The 16,538-nt window shown below is 69.4% G+C and carries 16 protein-coding genes and 1 riboswitch; of the genes, 12 read left to right on the plus strand and 4 right to left on the minus strand.

Annotated features, from left to right (window positions below; genetic code table 11):
- The first annotated feature begins 69 nt into the window (after positions 1 to 69).
- Positions 70 to 1,044: a carbohydrate kinase family protein gene (locus ABD954_RS25015; protein WP_345489083.1), complete on the plus strand. Its 975-nt coding sequence runs from the start codon at positions 70 to 72 to the stop codon at positions 1,042 to 1,044.
- 62 nt (positions 1,045 to 1,106) lie between these two features.
- Here the strand turns inward: ABD954_RS25015 and ABD954_RS25020 are convergent, their stop codons facing one another.
- Positions 1,107 to 2,489: a cysteine desulfurase/sulfurtransferase TusA family protein gene (locus ABD954_RS25020; RefSeq protein WP_345489085.1), complete on the minus strand. Its 1,383-nt coding sequence runs from the start codon at positions 2,487 to 2,489 to the stop codon at positions 1,107 to 1,109.
- A 300-nt stretch (positions 2,490 to 2,789) separates the two neighbouring features.
- Between ABD954_RS25020 and ctaC the strand changes: the two genes are divergently transcribed.
- The 4 genes from ctaC (at position 2,790) to ABD954_RS25040 (ending at position 7,255) form a co-directional block, all read left to right on the plus strand.
- Positions 2,790 to 3,755, plus strand: coding sequence for an aa3-type cytochrome oxidase subunit II (ctaC, locus tag ABD954_RS25025; RefSeq protein WP_345489086.1), 966 nt, complete (start codon positions 2,790 to 2,792; stop codon positions 3,753 to 3,755).
- On the plus strand, positions 3,752 to 5,488 hold the full coding sequence (gene ctaD, locus ABD954_RS25030) for an aa3-type cytochrome oxidase subunit I (protein WP_345489088.1): 1,737 nt from the start codon (positions 3,752 to 3,754) through the stop codon (positions 5,486 to 5,488). The genes ctaC and ctaD overlap by 4 nt, the downstream gene beginning before the upstream one ends.
- Positions 5,485 to 5,883, plus strand: a complete 399-nt coding sequence (locus ABD954_RS25035) for a cytochrome c oxidase subunit 4 (RefSeq protein ID WP_345489090.1) — start codon at positions 5,485 to 5,487, stop codon at positions 5,881 to 5,883. The genes ctaD and ABD954_RS25035 overlap by 4 nt, the downstream gene beginning before the upstream one ends.
- 112 nt (positions 5,884 to 5,995) lie before the next feature.
- Complete coding sequence (locus ABD954_RS25040; protein WP_345489092.1) at positions 5,996 to 7,255, plus strand: L,D-transpeptidase; 1,260 nt, start codon at positions 5,996 to 5,998, stop codon at positions 7,253 to 7,255.
- 96 nt (positions 7,256 to 7,351) lie between these two features.
- On the opposite strand, the gene ABD954_RS25045 is transcribed toward ABD954_RS25040, so the two are convergent.
- On the minus strand, positions 7,352 to 7,756 hold the full coding sequence (locus tag ABD954_RS25045; protein ID WP_345489094.1) for a response regulator transcription factor: 405 nt from the start codon (positions 7,754 to 7,756) through the stop codon (positions 7,352 to 7,354).
- A 187-nt stretch (positions 7,757 to 7,943) separates the two neighbouring features.
- Here ABD954_RS25045 and ctaE point away from each other — a divergent pair, with 187 nt between their 5' ends.
- The 6 genes from ctaE to ABD954_RS25075 all read left to right on the plus strand — a co-directional run bounded on the left by ctaE (position 7,944) and on the right by ABD954_RS25075 (position 15,057).
- Positions 7,944 to 8,564 carry an aa3-type cytochrome oxidase subunit III gene (gene ctaE, locus ABD954_RS25050; protein WP_345489096.1) on the plus strand — a complete coding sequence of 207 codons (621 nt, stop codon included), beginning with the start codon at positions 7,944 to 7,946 and terminating at the stop codon, positions 8,562 to 8,564.
- Positions 8,565 to 8,638: 74 nt separating this feature from the next.
- Complete coding sequence (gene qcrC / locus ABD954_RS25055; protein ID WP_345489098.1) at positions 8,639 to 9,448, plus strand: cytochrome bc1 complex diheme cytochrome c subunit; 810 nt, start codon at positions 8,639 to 8,641, stop codon at positions 9,446 to 9,448.
- On the plus strand, positions 9,445 to 10,497 hold the full coding sequence (qcrA, locus tag ABD954_RS25060; RefSeq protein ID WP_345489100.1) for a cytochrome bc1 complex Rieske iron-sulfur subunit: 1,053 nt from the start codon (positions 9,445 to 9,447) through the stop codon (positions 10,495 to 10,497). The genes qcrC and qcrA overlap by 4 nt, the downstream gene beginning before the upstream one ends.
- A complete protein-coding gene (gene qcrB / locus ABD954_RS25065) occupies positions 10,494 to 12,119 on the plus strand; it encodes a cytochrome bc1 complex cytochrome b subunit (protein ID WP_345489102.1) in 1,626 nt (541 codons plus the stop codon). The genes qcrA and qcrB overlap by 4 nt, the downstream gene beginning before the upstream one ends.
- Positions 12,120 to 12,259: 140 nt before the next feature.
- Positions 12,260 to 13,324, plus strand: coding sequence for an anthranilate phosphoribosyltransferase (gene trpD, locus ABD954_RS25070; protein ID WP_345489104.1), 1,065 nt, complete (start codon positions 12,260 to 12,262; stop codon positions 13,322 to 13,324).
- A 77-nt stretch (positions 13,325 to 13,401) separates the two neighbouring features.
- A riboswitch (SAM riboswitch) is annotated at positions 13,402 to 13,518 on the plus strand.
- Between the two features lie 174 nt (positions 13,519 to 13,692).
- Positions 13,693 to 15,057, plus strand: a complete 1,365-nt coding sequence (locus tag ABD954_RS25075) for an aminotransferase class V-fold PLP-dependent enzyme (RefSeq protein WP_345489106.1) — start codon at positions 13,693 to 13,695, stop codon at positions 15,055 to 15,057.
- A 70-nt stretch (positions 15,058 to 15,127) separates the two neighbouring features.
- On the opposite strand, the gene ABD954_RS25080 is transcribed toward ABD954_RS25075, so the two are convergent.
- Together ABD954_RS25080 and ABD954_RS25085 are read right to left on the minus strand one after the other, a co-directional pair.
- Positions 15,128 to 15,409, minus strand: coding sequence for an Lrp/AsnC family transcriptional regulator (locus tag ABD954_RS25080; protein WP_345489108.1), 282 nt, complete (start codon positions 15,407 to 15,409; stop codon positions 15,128 to 15,130).
- Positions 15,406 to 16,140 carry a rhomboid family intramembrane serine protease gene (locus ABD954_RS25085; protein ID WP_345489110.1) on the minus strand — a complete coding sequence of 245 codons (735 nt, stop codon included), beginning with the start codon at positions 16,138 to 16,140 and terminating at the stop codon, positions 15,406 to 15,408. The genes ABD954_RS25080 and ABD954_RS25085 overlap by 4 nt, the downstream gene beginning before the upstream one ends.
- A gap of 149 nt (positions 16,141 to 16,289) precedes the next feature.
- Here ABD954_RS25085 and ABD954_RS25090 point away from each other — a divergent pair, with 149 nt between their 5' ends.
- Positions 16,290 to 16,532: a hypothetical protein gene (locus ABD954_RS25090; RefSeq protein WP_345489112.1), complete on the plus strand. Its 243-nt coding sequence runs from the start codon at positions 16,290 to 16,292 to the stop codon at positions 16,530 to 16,532.
- Positions 16,533 to 16,538: the final 6 nt, after the last annotated feature.

Here is a 16,538-nt window from a genome sequence, read left to right on the forward strand (position 1 = left end):
TCGGCATCCGCGTCCGCACCCGGTAGCGTGAACTGTCATTACCGTCCTCCCCGCAGGAGCGTCCCAGCCGTGCGTATCGCAGTCACCGGCTCCATCGCCACCGACCACCTCATGACCTTCCCGGGCCGGTTCGCCGACCAGCTCGTGGCGGACCAGCTCCACACGGTCTCGCTCTCCTTCCTCGTCGACAACCTCGACATCCGGCGGGGCGGCGTCGGCCCGAACATCTGCTTCGGCATGGGCCAGCTCGGTGGCAACCCGGTCCTCGTGGGCGCGGCCGGTTACGACTTCGACGAGTACCGCGCCTGGCTGGACCGGCACGGCGTCGACACCGCCTCGGTCCGGATCTCCGAGGTCCTGCACACCGCCCGCTTCGTGTGCACCACGGACAAGGACCACAACCAGATCGGCTCCTTCTACACCGGCGCCATGAGCGAGGCCCGCCTCATCGAGCTGAAGGCCGTCGCCGACCGCGTGGGCGGCCTGGACCTGGTCCTCATCGGCGCCGACGACCCGGAGGCGATGCTGCGCCACACCGAGGAGTGCCGCGCCCGCGAGATCCCCTTCGCCGCCGACTTCTCGCAGCAGATCGCCCGCATGAACGGTGACGAGATCCGCACCCTGCTCGACGGGGCCACCTACCTCTTCTCCAACGAGTACGAGAAGGGCCTCATCGAGTCCAAGACCGGCTGGACCGAGCAGGAGATCCTGGAGCGCGTCGGCCACCGCGTCACCACCCTCGGCTCGCGCGGCGTGCGCATCGAGCGCGTCGGCGAGGACCCGATCGAGGTCGGCTGCCCGGAGGAGGAGGCCAAGGTCGACCCGACCGGCGTCGGCGACGCCTTCCGTGCCGGCTTCCTGACCGGCCTGTCCTGGGGCGTCGGCCTGGAGCGCGCCGCCCAGGTCGGCTGCATGCTCGCCACCCTGGTGATCGAGACCCTCGGCACCCAGGAGTACACGCTGCGCCGCACCAACTTCATGGAGCGCTTCGCCAAGGCGTACGGCGACGAGGCCGCCACCGAGGTCCAGGCACACCTGGCCTGACCCGCCGCACCGGCCCGCCACGCGTGAGCCCCCGGGGACCCGTCCCCGGGGGCTCCCGTGCGTCAGGAGACCCGGCGCACCAGGTAGGCCGTGCCGCCCTTCGGCGACGGCTCCTCGCCCACGTACTCCTGCCCCCGCATCTCGCACCACGCCGGGATGTCCAGCCGCGCCGCCTCGTCGTCGGACAGCACCGTGACCGTGCCGCCCACCGGCACCCGGCCGATCACCTTGGCCAGCTCGATCACCGGGATCGGGCAGCGCTTGCCGAGCGAGTCCACCACGAGGGCCTCGGACCCGCCCGGAGCCGCCGCCGGCTCCGGGGCGCCGAACCGGTCCCGCACCGACCCGACCAGACCCGGCAGCAGCTCCAGGAAGCGGTCCACGTCCTGCCCGGTCGTGCCGGCCGGCAGCGACACCCGGACGTTCCCCTCGCTCAGCACGCCCATGGCGCGCAGCACGTGGCTGGGCGTCAGCGTCGAACTCGTACACGACGAACCGGACGAAACGGAGAAACCCTCCCGATCGAGCTCGTGCAGCAGCGTCTCCCCGTCGACATAGAGACAGGAGAAGGTGACGAGGTGGGGGAGCCGGCGCACCGGATCGCCCACCACCTCCACGTCCGGCACCAGCTCCGGCACCCGCACCCGGATCCGGTCCACCAGGCCCCGCAGCCGCTCCGCCTCCGCCGCCGCCTCGGCCCGCACCGCCCGCAGGGAGGCGGCCGCCGCCACGATCGCCGGCAGGTTCTCGAACCCGGGCGCCCGCCCCGACTCCCGCTCGTCCGCCGGGCCCTGCGGCGCGAACCGGACGCCCTTGCGCACCGCGAGCAGCCCGACGCCGGCCGGGCCGCCCCACTTGTGCGCGCTCGCCGCCAGCAGCGACCAGCCCTCCGGCACCGGGCCCCAGCCCAGCGACTGCGCCGCGTCCACCAGCAGCGGCACCCCGGCCGCCCGGCACGCCTCCGCGACCTCCGCCACCGGCTGCTCGGTGCCCACCTCGTGGTTGGCCGACTGCAGGCAGGCCAGCGCCGTACGGGAGTCGAGGGCGGCCGCGAAGACCTCGGGGTCCACCGCGCCGGACCGCCCCACCGGCACCTCGGTCACCGTGCCCCCCGCCGCCGTGTGCGCCTCGCCGGCGTGCAGCACGGAGGAGTGTTCGACCGCCGACACCACGAGCCGGTCCCCGACACGCCGACGCCCGGCGAGCGCCCCGGAGATTCCGGCGTGAACCGCGCGCGTCCCCGAAGGAGTGAACACCAGCTCGTCCGGACGGCACCCCACCGCCTCCGCCGCCGCCTCCCGCGCCGCGTCGAGCAGCATCCGGGCCCGCCGTCCCTCCCGGTAGAGCCGGGCCGGGTCGGCCCAGCCCTCGTCCAGGGCGGCGAGCAGCGCCTGACGGGCGACGGGGTGCAGCGGGGCCGCGGAGGCGGCGTCGAAGTACGGCATCCGCCCACGCTAACCCCGCCCGGGTGATCCCCCGTCAGAAGGCCCGGCCGTGCCGCCGGTCACGGCCCGTTCCACCCCCGGCCGGCCCCCGCCGCCGCGCCCACGGAAGGAAGGAGTCCACTCCTTCGGGGACTCGGACGGCGCGTTGGGCACCCTCCCCGCGCGACCCCAAATAGCGTCCAGTAGGGTTTGGTCCGCATAAACATCCAAACCCCTGCCCGCGGCCGGGGCGGCGACCGACCAGCGAGACGGACGGCCGTGGCCGACCAACGCGGGCCGAGACTCTCGGGAAGGCGCTACGTGAGTCCCAACGGCTCCGACCGCTCGTCGCGGCGCCCGATGCGGCGGAAGCTGCCGCAGGTGCTGACTGCGGGCCTGATCCTGGCGACAGCCACCGGCTGCTCGTACAACTGGGAAGACTTCCCCCGGCTGGGCATGCCCACCCCGGTGACGGAAGAGGCTCCGCGGATCCTCTCCCTCTGGCAGGGCTCGTGGGCGGCTGCGCTCGCCACCGGCGTCCTGGTGTGGGGCCTGATCCTGTGGGCGACCATCTTCCACCGGCGCAGCCGCACCAAGGTCGAGGTACCTCCGCAGACCCGGTACAACATGCCCATCGAGGCGCTGTACACGGTCACCCCGCTCATCATCGTCTCGGTGCTCTTCTACTTCACCGCGCGTGACGAGTCCAAGCTCCTCGCTCTCTCCGCCAAGCCCGCCCACACCATCAACGTGGTCGGCTACCAGTGGAGCTGGGGCTTCAACTACATCGAGAACGTGCCCGGTGTGACCGGCGACGCGAAGACGGACAAGAACCTCGCGACGCTTCCGGACCGGTACAAGAACGCGCTGCCGGACAACGCCGGCGGCGTCTACGACTACGGCATCCCCGGCACCCGGAACCCGCAGACCGGCAACCCGGGCCCGACCCTGTGGCTGCCCAAGGGCGAGAAGGTCCGGTTCGTCCTGACCTCCCGTGACGTCATCCACTCGTTCTGGGTGGTCCCCTTCCTCATGAAGCAGGACGTCATCCCGGGTCACCCGAACGCCTTCGAGGTCACCCCGACCCAGGAGGGCACCTTCCTCGGCAAGTGCGCCGAGCTGTGCGGTGTCGACCACTCCCGGATGCTCTTCAACGTCAAGGTGGTCTCCCCGGAGCGCTACCAGCAGCACCTGAAGGAGCTGGCGGAGAAGGGGCAGACCGGCTACATCCCGTCGGGCATTGCGCAGACGGACCCGGCCAGGAATGCGGAGAAGAAGCAACTGTGAGCATCCTCAACGAACCCCAGGGTGCGGCCGCGGCTGAGGACTCGTACGAGAACGAGCTCCCCGTACGCCGCAAGCAGCCCGGCAACGTCGTGGTGAAGTGGCTGACCACCACCGACCACAAGACCATCGGTACGATGTACCTGGTCACGTCGTTCGCCTTCTTCTGCATCGGCGGCCTGATGGCGCTCTTCATGCGCGCCGAGCTGGCCCGTCCGGGTACGCAGATCATGTCGAACGAGCAGTTCAACCAGGCGTTCACGATGCACGGCACGATCATGCTGCTGATGTTCGCGACGCCGCTGTTCGCCGGTTTCGCGAACTGGATCATGCCGCTCCAGATCGGCGCCCCCGACGTCGCGTTCCCGCGACTGAACATGTTCGCCTACTGGCTGTACCTGTTCGGCTCGATCATCGCGGTGGCCGGCTTCCTCACCCCGCAGGGTGCCGCCGACTTCGGCTGGTTCGCCTACTCCCCGCTGTCGGACGCGGTCCGCTCGCCGGGCGTCGGCGCCGACCTGTGGATCATGGGTCTGGCCTTCTCCGGCTTCGGCACGATCCTCGGCTCGGTCAACTTCATCACCACGATCATCTGCATGCGCGCTCCGGGCATGACGATGTTCCGCATGCCGATCTTCACCTGGAACGTGCTGCTGACCGGTGTCCTGGTCCTGCTCGCCTTCCCGGTCCTGGCCGCCGCGCTGTTCGCCCTGGAGGCGGACCGCAAGTTCGGTGCCCACGTCTTCGACGCGGCCAACGGCGGTGCCCTGCTGTGGCAGCACCTCTTCTGGTTCTTCGGACACCCAGAGGTGTACATCATCGCCCTGCCGTTCTTCGGCATCATCTCCGAGGTCATCCCGGTCTTCAGCCGCAAGCCGATGTTCGGCTACATCGGCCTGGTGGCCGCGACCATCGCGATCGCCGGTCTGTCCGTGACCGTGTGGGCGCACCACATGTACGTCACCGGTGGCGTGCTCCTCCCGTTCTTCTCCTTCATGACGTTCCTCATCGCCGTACCGACCGGCGTGAAGTTCTTCAACTGGATCGGAACGATGTGGAAGGGCTCGCTGTCCTTCGAGACCCCGATGCTCTGGGCCGTCGGCTTCCTGATCACCTTCACCTTCGGTGGTCTGACCGGCGTCATCCTGGCCTCGCCCCCGATGGACTTCCACATCTCCGACTCGTACTTCGTGGTCGCGCACTTCCACTACGTCGTCTTCGGCACCGTGGTCTTCGCGATGTTCTCCGGCTTCCACTTCTGGTGGCCGAAGTTCACCGGCAAGATGCTGGACGAGCGCCTCGGCAAGATCACCTTCTGGACGCTGTTCGTGGGCTTCCACGGCACCTTCCTGGTGCAGCACTGGCTGGGCGCCGAGGGCATGCCGCGTCGTTACGCGGACTACCTGGACGCCGACGGCTTCACCGCCCTGAACACGATCTCGACGATCTCGTCCTTCGTGCTCGGTCTGTCGATCCTGCCGTTCTTCTACAACATCTGGAAGACCGCCAAGTACGGCAAGAAGATCGAGGTCGACGACCCGTGGGGCTACGGCCGTTCGCTCGAGTGGGCGACGTCCTGCCCGCCGCCGCGGCACAACTTCCTCACCCTGCCGCGGATCCGTTCCGAATCCCCGGCGTTCGACCTGCACCACCCTGAGATCGCGGCTCTCGACCAGCTCGAGAACAAGCCTCACGAGGTGGCGGCCCTCAGCGGCGGCAAGGAGGCCGGCAAGTGAAGATCCAGGGCAAGATGTTCATCTGGCTGAGCGTCTTCATCCTTGCCATGGCGGTCCTCTACGGCGTCTGGTCCAAGGAGCCGGTCGGCACGACGGCGCTCTTCCTGGCCTTCGGCCTGTGCATCATGGTCGGCTACTACCTGGCCTTCACGGCCAAGCGGGTCGACGCCATGGCGCAGGACGACAAGGAGGCCGACGTCGCGGACGAGGCCGGCGAGGTGGGCTTCTTCGCCCCCCACAGCTGGCAGCCGCTCTCGCTGGCCCTCGGCGGTGCGCTGGCCTTCGCCGCGATGGCGATCGGCTGGTGGCTGCTGTACTTCTCCGCCCCGCTGATCCTGGTCGGCATCTTCGGCTGGGTCTTCGAGTTCTACCGCGGTGAGAACCAGAACCAGTAGCGGCACCCGTCACACCCCGAGGGGCCCGGTCACTTCGTCCGACGAAGCGGCCGGGCCCCTCGTTTGCCCCGCTCGGCGCGCTGCGGGCGAGGAAAGTTCTTAACGTGAGGTCATGAACGACACGCCGCGCAATCGGACCGTTCCGATCTGCACTCTTCTGGCCCTCACCGTCGCCGCGGGCGCCACCGCGTGCGCGGGCTCCGAGGAGCACCCGCTGTCGGCGAGGCCCTACGACGCGGCCGACCAGGTCGCCTTCAACGCCCCCGCCCAGGGGAAGAAGGCCGATCCCGACAAGCCCCTGGAGATCACCGCCAAGGGCGAGGAGGGGCGGATCACCGACGTCACCGCCCTCGACGAGTCAGGACGCCACCTGGCCGGCGAACTCACCGCGGACGGCCGCAAGTGGCGCTCCACGGCCGCCCTGGCGGCCGGCGCCCGCTACACCGTCCGGGTGTCCACCGAGGACGAGGACGGCGCTCCAGGGGCCCGTACGTTCACCTTCGAGACGGCACCGGCCAAACGGGCCCTGACCGTCACGTTCGGCCCGGAGGCGGGCAAGTACGGCGTCGGGCAGCCCGTCACCGCCGACCTGAGCCTCCCGGTGAAGGACAAGGCGGCCCGCGCGGTCGTCGAACGGGCCCTGAAGGTCCGCTCCGTGCCGGCCGTCGAGGGCTCCTGGCACTGGGTGGACGACAAGAAGCTGCACTACCGGCCGAAGGAGTACTGGCCCACCGGCGCCACCGTCACCGTCACCGGCAACCTCGCCGGCATCAAGGTGGGCGACAAGCTCTACGGCGGCGAATCCAAGCCGCTCGAGCTCACCATCGGCGACCACATCGAGGCGGTCGCGGACGCCGGCTCCCACCACATGACGGTGCGCCGCAACGGAGAAGTGATCAAAACCATTCCGGTGACCACCGGAAAACCGGGCTTCTCCACCCGGAACGGCATCAAAGTGGTGCTCGGCAAGGAGTACTACGTCCGCATGCGCGGCACCAGCATCGGCATCGCCGAGGGCAGCTCCGAGTCCTACGACCTGCCCGTCTACTACGCCACCCGGGTGACCTGGAGCGGCGAGTACGTCCACGCCGCCCCCTGGTCCGTCGGCTCCCAGGGCGTCGCCAACGTCAGCCACGGCTGCGTGGGCATGTCGACCGGCAACGCCGCCTGGTTCTACAAGACCGTCCGCCCCGGCGACATCGTCCGCGTCGTCAACAGCTACGGCGAGATGATGGACACCTTCGGCAACGGCTTCGGCGACTGGAACCTGCCCTGGGACAAATGGCGCAAGGGCAGCGCCCTGGTGGCCGACACGGGCAACCCCCTGGCCACCGAGGACGCCAAGGCCCGCCTGAGGCCGTCGTCCTTCTAGTGGCCCGGTTCACCTCCGGGCGCCTCCGGCGTGTGCCCCCGCTTCCTTTCGGCACCCGCGGCGCCCTTCGGCTCACTCGCCAAGCCGCGCCGAGCGTCAGGAACAGTGCAGCGACAGGCGTGAGCGGAGCAGGGACGCCAGGGACGCCGCGAACTCCACCGGTTCCACCGGAAGGGTGACAGCGGCGTCCGCGCGGCTCCACGTGGCCAGCCAGGCGTCCTGCGGGCGGCCGATCAGCAGCAGGACCGGAGGGCAGTGGAAGACCTCGTCCTTGATCTGCCGGCACACGCCCATGCCGCCGGCCGGCACCGCCTCGCCGTCGAGCACGCAGACGTCGATGCCGCCCTGCTCCAGGGCCGACAGCACGGCCGGAAGCGTCGCGCACTCGACGAACTCGACCGGGGGAACATCGGCCGCGGGCCTGCGGCCGGCCGCGAGCCGGACCTGCGCGCGGGTGTTCGCGTCGTCGCTGTAGACCAGGACCGTGGCGCTCGACTGCATCGTTCCTCCGTGAAGGTGGTCGGTCGTTGCGCGGATGCTACTCCGGTCCACAGCCCGTCAACACCCGTTCAACACCTGTTCGAAGGGTGGCGGAACCCCGCTCCGATGGGCCGTTCGGGCTGGACAAGTGCCTCGGACACTCCGAACGGCACCCCCCGGAGTGAGGGCGGGATAAGCGACCGACATAATGTCGGTCGTGGCGACAGTAACGACAGTAGAAACCGGGCACGCGCACCCGTCGGTCAATCGACCGAACCTCACCAGCGTCGGAACCATCATCTGGTTGAGCTCCGAGCTGATGTTCTTCGCGGCCCTCTTCGCGATGTACTTCACCCTGCGATCCGTGATGGGCGCGGAGTACTGGGCGGAAAAGGCTCACGCCTTGAACCTCCCGTTCTCCGCGACGAACACCACGATCCTGGTGCTCTCCTCCCTCACCTGCCAGCTCGGCGTCTTCGCCGCGGAGCGGGGCGATGTGAAGAAGCTCCGGACGTGGTTCATCATCACGTTCGTGATGGGCGCGATCTTCATCGGCGGCCAGGTCTTCGAGTACACCGAGCTGGTCAAGAAGGACGGCCTCTCGCTGTCCTCGGACCCGTACGGCACGGTGTTCTACCTGACCACCGGCTTCCACGGTCTGCACGTGACGGGCGGTCTCATCGCCTTCCTGCTGGTCCTGGGCCGGACGTACGCCGCCCGGAGGTTCACCCACGAGCAGGCAACCGCCGCCATCGTCGTGTCCTACTACTGGCACTTCGTCGATGTCGTCTGGATCGGCCTCTTCGCCACGATCTACTTGATCAAGTAATCGGGCTCCGCCTCCGGGCGGGCCGACACATCCAGCAAGCATCGACGCAGAAGATCCTGACACCGGGGTAATCCGTGAAAAAGCTCTCCGCACGACGACGCCATCCGCTGGCGGCGGTCGTCGTCCTACTTCTCGCGCTGGCGGCAACTGGGGGGCTGTACGCCGCGTTCGCGCCCGCGGGCACGGCCAAGGCCGATGAAACCGCCCAGTCCCTCGCCATCGAGGAGGGCAAGAAGCTCTACTCCGTCGGTTGCGCCAGCTGCCACGGAACCGGCGGTCAGGGCACCTCTGACGGCCCGTCCCTGGTCGGCGTGGGCTCGGCGGCCGTGGACTTCCAGGTCGGCACGGGCCGCATGCCGGCCCAGCAGCCGGGTGCCCAGGTCCCGAAGAAGAAGGTCATCTACTCGCAGGCTGAGATCGATCAGCTCGCGGCGTACATCGCCTCCCTCGGTGCCGGCCCGATCACGCCGACCGAAGCCCAGTACGACCCCGCGGGTGCCGACGCGGCCAAGGGTGGCGAGCTGTTCCGCTCGAACTGCGCCCAGTGCCACAACTTCACCGGTGAAGGCGGCGCGCTGACCCACGGCAAGTACGCCCCCAGCCTGGAAGGCGTCAGCCCGAAGCACCTCTACGAGGCCATGCAGACCGGCCCGCAGAACATGCCCTCCTTCCCCGACACGACCATGCCGGAGAAGCAGAAGAAGGAGATCATCGCCTACGTCCAGGCCGTCAACAGTGAGAAGGCCGACAACCCGGGTGGTCTCAAGCTGGGTGGTCTCGGTCCCGTCAGCGAGGGTCTGTTCGCGTGGATCTTCGGTCTGGGCGCACTGATCGCAGTTGCCATCTGGGTCGCGGCCCACACCGCTAAGGCCAAGAAGTCATGAGTACCCAAGAGAATTCTGAAGAGAACCTGCCCTCCGCGCAGGACACCGCGCACGGCGCGGTGAAGGTCGCCGACGACCCGTTCGCCGACCCGGGCCTCCCGCCCCACAAGCCGCGCATCCAGGACATCGACGAGCGGGCCGCCCGGCGGTCCGAGCGTGCGGTCGCCTTCATGTTCACGCTGTCGATGCTGGCCACGATCGGCTTCATCGCCTCGTACGTGATCTTCCCGGTCGACAAGATCGTGTACATCTGGCCCTTCGGCCGGGTGTCCGCGCTCAACTTCGCCCTGGGATGGACGCTCGGTCTCGCCCTGTTCTTCATCGGCGCGGGCGCGGTCCACTGGGCCCGTACCCTCATGTCCGATGTCGAGGTCGCCGACGACCGGCACCCGATGGAGGCGTCGCCCGAGGTCAAGGCGAAGGTCATGGCGGACTTCGCGGCCGGTGCCGCCGAGTCCGGCTTCGGCCGCCGCAAGCTGATCCGCAACACGCTCTTCGGCGCGCTGGCCATGGTGCCGCTCTCCGGCATCGTGCTGCTGCGTGACATGGGCCCGCTGCCCGAGAAGAAGCTCCGGACCACCATGTGGGCCAAGGGCAAGCAGCTCATCAACATGAACACGCACGAGCCGCTGCGTCCCGAGGACGTCGCGGTCGGTTCGCTGACCTTCGCGATGCCCGAGGGCCTCTCGGAGCACGACCACCACTTCCAGACCGAGATCGCCAAGGCCGCCCTGATGATCGTCCGGATCCAGCCGGAGGACATCAAGGACAAGCGCGAGCTCGAGTGGTCGCACGACGGCATCGTCGCCTTCTCGAAGATCTGCACCCACGTCGGCTGCCCGATCTCCCTGTACGAGCAGCAGACGCACCACGTGCTCTGCCCGTGCCACCAGTCCACCTTCGACCTGTCCGACGGCGCCCGCGTCATCTTCGGCCCGGCCGGCCACGCCCTTCCGCAGCTGCGGATCGGCGTGAACGACAAGGGCTTCCTGGAGGCGCTCGGCGACTTCGACGAGCCCGTCGGCCCTGCCTTCTGGGAGCGCGGATGAGCACTGTGACCAATACGCAGAAGAAGGCGCCCGCCGGTGAGCGGGTCGCCGACTGGGCCGACGGCCGCCTGGGGATCTACACGCTGGCCAAGGCCAACATGCGGAAGATCTTCCCGGACCACTGGTCCTTCATGCTGGGCGAGGTCTGCCTCTACAGCTTCCTCATCATCATCCTGACGGGCGTCTACCTGACGATGTTCTTCCACCCGTCGATGAACGAGGTGGAGTACACCGGACCGTACGTCCCGCTCCAGGGACAGCTGATGTCCGAGGCGTTCAACTCGACCATGCACATCTCCTTCGAGGTGCGCGGTGGTCTGCTCATCCGGCAGATCCACCACTGGGCGGCGCTGATCTTCCTCGCCGGCATGTTCGTGCACATGATGCGCGTCTTCTTCACCGGCGCGTTCCGCAAGCCGCGTGAGATCAACTGGCTGTTCGGCTTCCTGCTGTTCTTCCTGGGCATGTTCACCGGCTTCACCGGTTACTCGCTCCCGGACGACCTGCTCTCCGGCACCGGTGTCCGCTTCATGCAGGGCGCGATCCTGTCCGTGCCGGTGGTCGGCACGTACCTGTCGATGTTCCTGTTCGGCGGCGAGTTCCCCGGCGGCGACTTCGTCGCCCGGTTCTACTCGGCGCACGTGCTGCTGCTCCCGGGCATCATGCTCGGCCTCGTGGTCGCCCACCTGATCCTGGTGTTCGTCCACAAGCACACGCACTTCGAGGGCCCCGGCCGCACCAACAAGAACGTGGTCGGCATGCCGCTGCTGCCGGTGTACATGGCCAAGGCCGGAGGCTTCTTCTTCCTGGTCTTCGGCGTCATCGCCATCATCTCGGCGATCGCCTCGATCAACCCGATCTGGGCCCTCGGCCCGTACCGCCCGGACCAGGTGTCCACCGGCGCCCAGCCCGACTGGTACATGGGCTTCGCCGAGGGTCTGATCCGCGTGATGCCGGGCTGGGAGATCAACATCTGGGGCCACACCCTGGTCCTGGGCGTCTTCATCCCGCTGGTGATCTTCCCGCTGGTGCTCGGCGCGATCGCGGTCTACCCGTTCATCGAGTCCTGGATCACCGGCGACAAGCGCGAGCACCACATCGCGCAGCGCCCGCGCAACGCTCCGACGCGCACCGCCTTCGGTGTCGCCTGGATCACCGCGTACATGATCATGCTCGTCGGTGGTGGCAACGACCTCTGGGCCACGCACTTCCACCTGTCGATCAACTCGATCACCTGGTTCGTCCGGATCTTCTTCTTCGTCGGACCGGTCATCGCGTTCATCGTCACCAAGCGGATCTGCCTCGGCCTCCAGCGCCGGGACAAGGACAAGGTGCTGCACGGTCGCGAGTCCGGCATCATCAAGCGCCTGCCGCACGGTGAGTTCGTCGAGGTCCACACCCCGCTCAGCCAGGGCGAGCTGCACAAGCTCACCGCGCACGAGCAGTACGCGCCGGCGGAGCTGCCGCCGGCCGTCGACGAGAACGGCGTGGAGCGCAAGATCGGCCGCATGGAGAAGCTCCGGGTCAAGCTCAACCGGGGTTACTACGGCGCGGACAACCAGATCGCCAAGCCCACCGTCGAGGAGTACAAGGAGATCCAGAGCGGCCACGGCCACCACTGATCACCTTGACCTCCTGATGTAGGTCGCCACGGCGAGAGCCCCGTCCATTCGATGGACGGGGCTCTTTGCCGTCCTCACGGATCGATAGGGTGAAGCCACAACCCATTGCGCGCGCAATATGACATAGACCAGGAGCTGCCATGAGCGCTGTGACCCCCGCTGGAGGACCTCTGTCGGCGGGCCGCTCCTGGCCCGTCGTCCTGGACGGCCTGCTCGGCGGCCGTGACCAGAGCGCCGAGGACACGGCCTGGGCCATGGACCGCATCCTGCGCGGCGAGGCCACCGACGCGCAGATCGCCGGCTTCGTGGTCGCGCTGCGCGCCAAGGGCGAGACCGTGGAGGAGATCACCGGTCTCGTCCGGACCATGTACGAGCACGCCAACACCATCGAGGTGCCCGGCGCCACCGTCGACATCGTCGGCACCGGCGGCGACGGCGCCAAGACGGTGAACGTCTCCACCATGTCGGCGATCGTCGTCGCCGGCACGGGCGCCAAGGTCGTCAAGCACGGCAACCGGGCCGCGTCCTCGGCCTCCGGTGCCTCCGACGTCCTGGAGAAGCTCGGCGTCAACCTGGAGCTGACCCCCAAGCGGGTGGCCGAGGTGGCCGAGGAGGCCGGGATCACCTTCTGCTTCGCGGTGAAGTTCCATCCGGCCCTGCGCCACGTGGCGATGGCCCGCAAGGAGCTGGGCATCCGCACCGTCTTCAACTTCCTGGGGCCGCTGACCAATCCGGCCCGGGTCCGCGCCCAGGCCACCGGTGTCGCCGACGCCCGGATGGCGCCGATCGTCGCCGGGGTGCTCGCCGAGCGCGGCTCCTCCGCGCTGGTCTTCCGGGGCGACGACGGCCTGGACGAGCTCACCACCACGGCCACCTCCCGGGTCTGGATCGTCCGGGACGGCACCGTGCGCGAGGAGCACTTCGACCCGCGGGACGTCGGCATCGACCTGGTGCCCGTGGAGGCCCTGCGCGGTGCCGACGCCTCGTACAACGCCGACGTCGCCCGGCGGCTGCTGGCCGGTGAGACCGGCCCGGTCCGCGACGCGGTGCTGCTCAACTCGGCGGCGGCGCTGACCGCCCTGGAGCCGGGGGAGGGCACCCTGGCGGAGCAGCTGCGGGCCGGCATCGAGAAGGCCGCCGAGTCCATCGACTCCGGTGCCGCGCGCCGGGCCCTGGAGCGGTGGATCGCCGTCAGCAACGCGTAGCCGTCGCGGGCGCCGACCCCGTCCGGGATGCGGACGGGGTTGCGCGCCGGCGATCACGTGGCATAGCTTCTGAACCAGGTCATGAGTGACAGCCATCAAGGCCCCGGCCGGCTGTCCGGCAACCCTCCGTCCGTGGCGGGGTGCCCCGGGTGAAGACCAGGCCGTGGACAGAAAGTCCGCGGCAAGCGCGGACCCCTGCGAACCCTGGGGTCCTTGGTCCTCAAGGGAGCAGTCTCGTGAGCAAGCGAATGCGCTAGGGCCTCGAAGCCCCTTCTTCGTCATCCCCTTTCCCCTTTTCCGTGCCTCCGCGGCCGCCTGTCCCGTCGCGTCGAGGCGCTGAATTCGCCTGCCCTGTACGGGAGTTCGCCATGTCCGTGATCACCGCTGCCGCCGACCAGTCCGTTTGTGCCCCTCTGGCCGTCCTGGGCCGGGATGTCACCGTCCCGCTCGTCACCGGCGGCGAGGTCACCTACGCCGCCCTCGACTACGCGGCCAGCGCCCCGGCCCTCCAGCGCGTCTGGGACGACGTCGCCGCGTACGCCCCGTACTACGGCAGCGTCCACCGCGGCGCCGGCTACCTCTCCCAGCTCTCCACCGACCTCTTCGAGAACAGCCGGGCCACCGTCGCCGAGTTCCTCGACTGCCGCCCCGACGACCAGGTCGTCTTCACCCGCTCCACCACCGACTCGCTCAACCTGCTCGCCCGGGCGCTCCCCGCCGACTGCCAGGTCTTCGTCTTCGAGACCGAACACCACGCCTCCCTCCTGCCGTGGGGGGACGCGCGCGTGACCTACCTCGACGCCCCGCGCACCCCGGCCCAGGCCGTCGAGATCCTGGAGCGCGCCCTCGCCGGGCGCGACCCCTACGGCCCGGCCCTGGTCTGCGTGACCGGTGCCTCCAACGTGACCGGTGAGCTGTGGCCGGTGCGGGAACTGGCCGCCGCCGCGCACGCGCACGGCGCCCGGATCGTCCTCGACGCCGCCCAGCTGGCGCCCCACCACCCCGTCTCCGTACGGGAGTCGGACGTCGACTGGGTCGCCTTCTCCGGGCACAAGCTGTACGCGCCGTTCGGCTCCGGCGTCCTCGCCGGCCGCGCGGACTGGCTGCGGGACGCCGAGCCGTACCTCGCGGGCGGCGGTGCCTCCCGTACGGTGGCGCGCCGGGCCGACGGGGGCGTGGACGTGGAGTGGCACACCACCGCCGCCCGGCACGAGGCGGGCTCGCCCAACGTCATCGGCGTCTACTCCATCGCCTCCGCCTGCAAGGCGCTCACCGAGGCCGGCTTCGACCGGCTCGTCGCCCGGGAGCGGTACCTCATCGCCAAGGTCCGCGAGGGCCTGGCCGAGGTCCCCGAGGTGCGGGTCCTGTCGCTCTTCGGCGACGACGCCCCCCGGGTCGGCGTCATCTCCTTCGTCGTCGAGGGCTGGAACAGCTCCCACTTCGCCGCCGCGCTCTCCGCCGAGTACGGCATCGGCGTCCGCGACGGCCTGTTCTGCGCGCACCCGCTGGTGCGCACCCTGCTCGGCAGCGACCCGCAGGACCCGGGCGCGTGCGGCGCCCCGGAGGCGAACCCCGGGGAGCGGTCCCTCAACGCGATCCGGGTCAGCTTCGGCGCGGGCACCCCCGACGAGCACGTGGAGCGGTTCGTCGGCGCGGTGAGGGAACTGGTGCGCGAGGGAGCCCGGTGGACGTACCGCACCGAGGACGGCCGCTGCGTCCCCGACCGCGGCTGACCGCTCCCTCATACGGGTGAAGCCGGCCTCCCGCGGGGGAGAGGCCGGCTTCAGCCGCGTCCGTACCGGGTCAGGACTCCAGGCCGATGGCGAAGGCCGCGTCCAGGTCGTGCTGCGAGTAGGCCCGGAACGCGACGTGCGTGTCGGTGGCCTCGACGCCGGGGATCTTGGAGATCCGGCCCGGGATCACATCGGCCAGGTCGTCGTGGCGCGCCACCCGCACCATCGCGATCAGGTCGTAGGTACCGGTGACGGAGAAGACCTCGCTGACGGTGTCGATCGCGGCGATCGCCTCGGCGATCTCGGGGATGCGGTCCACGCTGGTCTTGATGAGCACGATCGCGGTGATCACGGCTGGCTTTCTCCCTCGGTGGCCGCGGCTGGGGGTTTCACTCTATCGGCACCCCTGTACCGCGCCCACGCGTAGACGAAGCCGATCCCGAAGCCCACCACGTGCGCCAGGTACGCCACCCCCGGCCCCGATCCCGCCGAGCGGGCCGCCAGCCACTGGAGCACGAACCAGAAGATCAGCACGATCCAGGCGGGGAAGCGCAGCGGCAGGAAGAAGAGGAAGGGGAAGAGGCTGGTCACCCGGGCGCGCGGGAAGAGGAAGAGGAAGGCCCCGAGCACCCCCGAGATCGCCCCCGACGCCCCGACCAGGGTCTGCTGGCTGTCGGCGTGCGCCGCCGCGTAGCCGAGCAGGGCCAGATACCCGCAGCCCAGGTAGAAGAGGACGAAGCCGGCCGGGCCCATCCGCTCCTCGGTCATCGCCCCGAACACGTACAGGAACAGCATGTTCCCCAGCAGGTGCAGCCAGCTGCCGTGCACGAAGAGGGCGGTCAGCGGGGTGAGCAGGGCGCGCGGATCACCCCCCACCAGGTCGGCCGGGATCACCCCCCAGCGCTGGAAGTACGCGCTCTGCGCCACGAGCAGCTCGTGGCCCGTGCCGTACGCCGTGGTCAGTCCCGCCACCGGACTCGCGGCGAAGAGCAGCACGCATCCGGCGATCAGGCCGTAGGTCACCGTCGGTCCGTTCCGGGCGCCCCGCCAGGCGCCGAGGGCCGTGCCCCGCCAGTCGATCATGGACAGATCATGGCGTACCGGGGCCCACCTGGACAGAGTGCCTCGCCGTGACACGGGGTACCCGCGAGGCCGTAGGGTTACGGGCAGTACTCCCGCAGTTCGACGGCGCACCGCGGGCCCGTGAAGCTCGTACGAAAGAGGACGGCACGATGACGACGGTTCCCCTGCCGACCGCCGACACCCGCTGGCGCTGCACGCTCTGCGGCAACCTGACCCGCTTCGATGTGACCCGCTCGTCCAAGGTCGTCGAGTACGTCCATCTGGACCTCGCCGGGGAGCCCAAGGTGGAGGAGCGCGAGGTGGTCAGTGAGACCATCGAGTCGGTCCGCTGCCGCTGGTGCAACGCGGTGGACCAGATCGAGTTGGTGGACAGGCCGGGCGCCGCTTCCTGAGAAGCG

The organism is Streptomyces roseoviridis, assembly GCF_039535235.1.
GTDB lineage: Bacteria > Actinomycetota > Actinomycetes > Streptomycetales > Streptomycetaceae > Streptomyces > Streptomyces roseoviridis.

Coding starts and splice junctions, on each gene's coding strand:
- ABD954_RS25020 (WP_345489085.1), bottom strand. CDS start 2,489: ATGCCGTACTTCGACGCCGCCTCCGCGGCCCCGCTGCACCCCGTCGCC.
- ABD954_RS25040 (WP_345489092.1), top strand. CDS start 5,996: ATGAACGACACGCCGCGCAATCGGACCGTTCCGATCTGCACTCTTCTG.
- ABD954_RS25045 (WP_345489094.1), bottom strand. CDS start 7,756: ATGCAGTCGAGCGCCACGGTCCTGGTCTACAGCGACGACGCGAACACC.
- ctaE (WP_345489096.1), top strand. CDS start 7,944: ATGTCGGTCGTGGCGACAGTAACGACAGTAGAAACCGGGCACGCGCAC.
- qcrA (WP_345489100.1), top strand. CDS start 9,445: ATGAGTACCCAAGAGAATTCTGAAGAGAACCTGCCCTCCGCGCAGGAC.
- qcrB (WP_345489102.1), top strand. CDS start 10,494: ATGAGCACTGTGACCAATACGCAGAAGAAGGCGCCCGCCGGTGAGCGG.
- trpD (WP_345489104.1), top strand. CDS start 12,260: ATGAGCGCTGTGACCCCCGCTGGAGGACCTCTGTCGGCGGGCCGCTCC.
- ABD954_RS25075 (WP_345489106.1), top strand. CDS start 13,693: ATGTCCGTGATCACCGCTGCCGCCGACCAGTCCGTTTGTGCCCCTCTG.
- ABD954_RS25085 (WP_345489110.1), bottom strand. CDS start 16,140: ATGATCGACTGGCGGGGCACGGCCCTCGGCGCCTGGCGGGGCGCCCGG.
- ABD954_RS25090 (WP_345489112.1), top strand. CDS start 16,290: ATGACGACGGTTCCCCTGCCGACCGCCGACACCCGCTGGCGCTGCACG.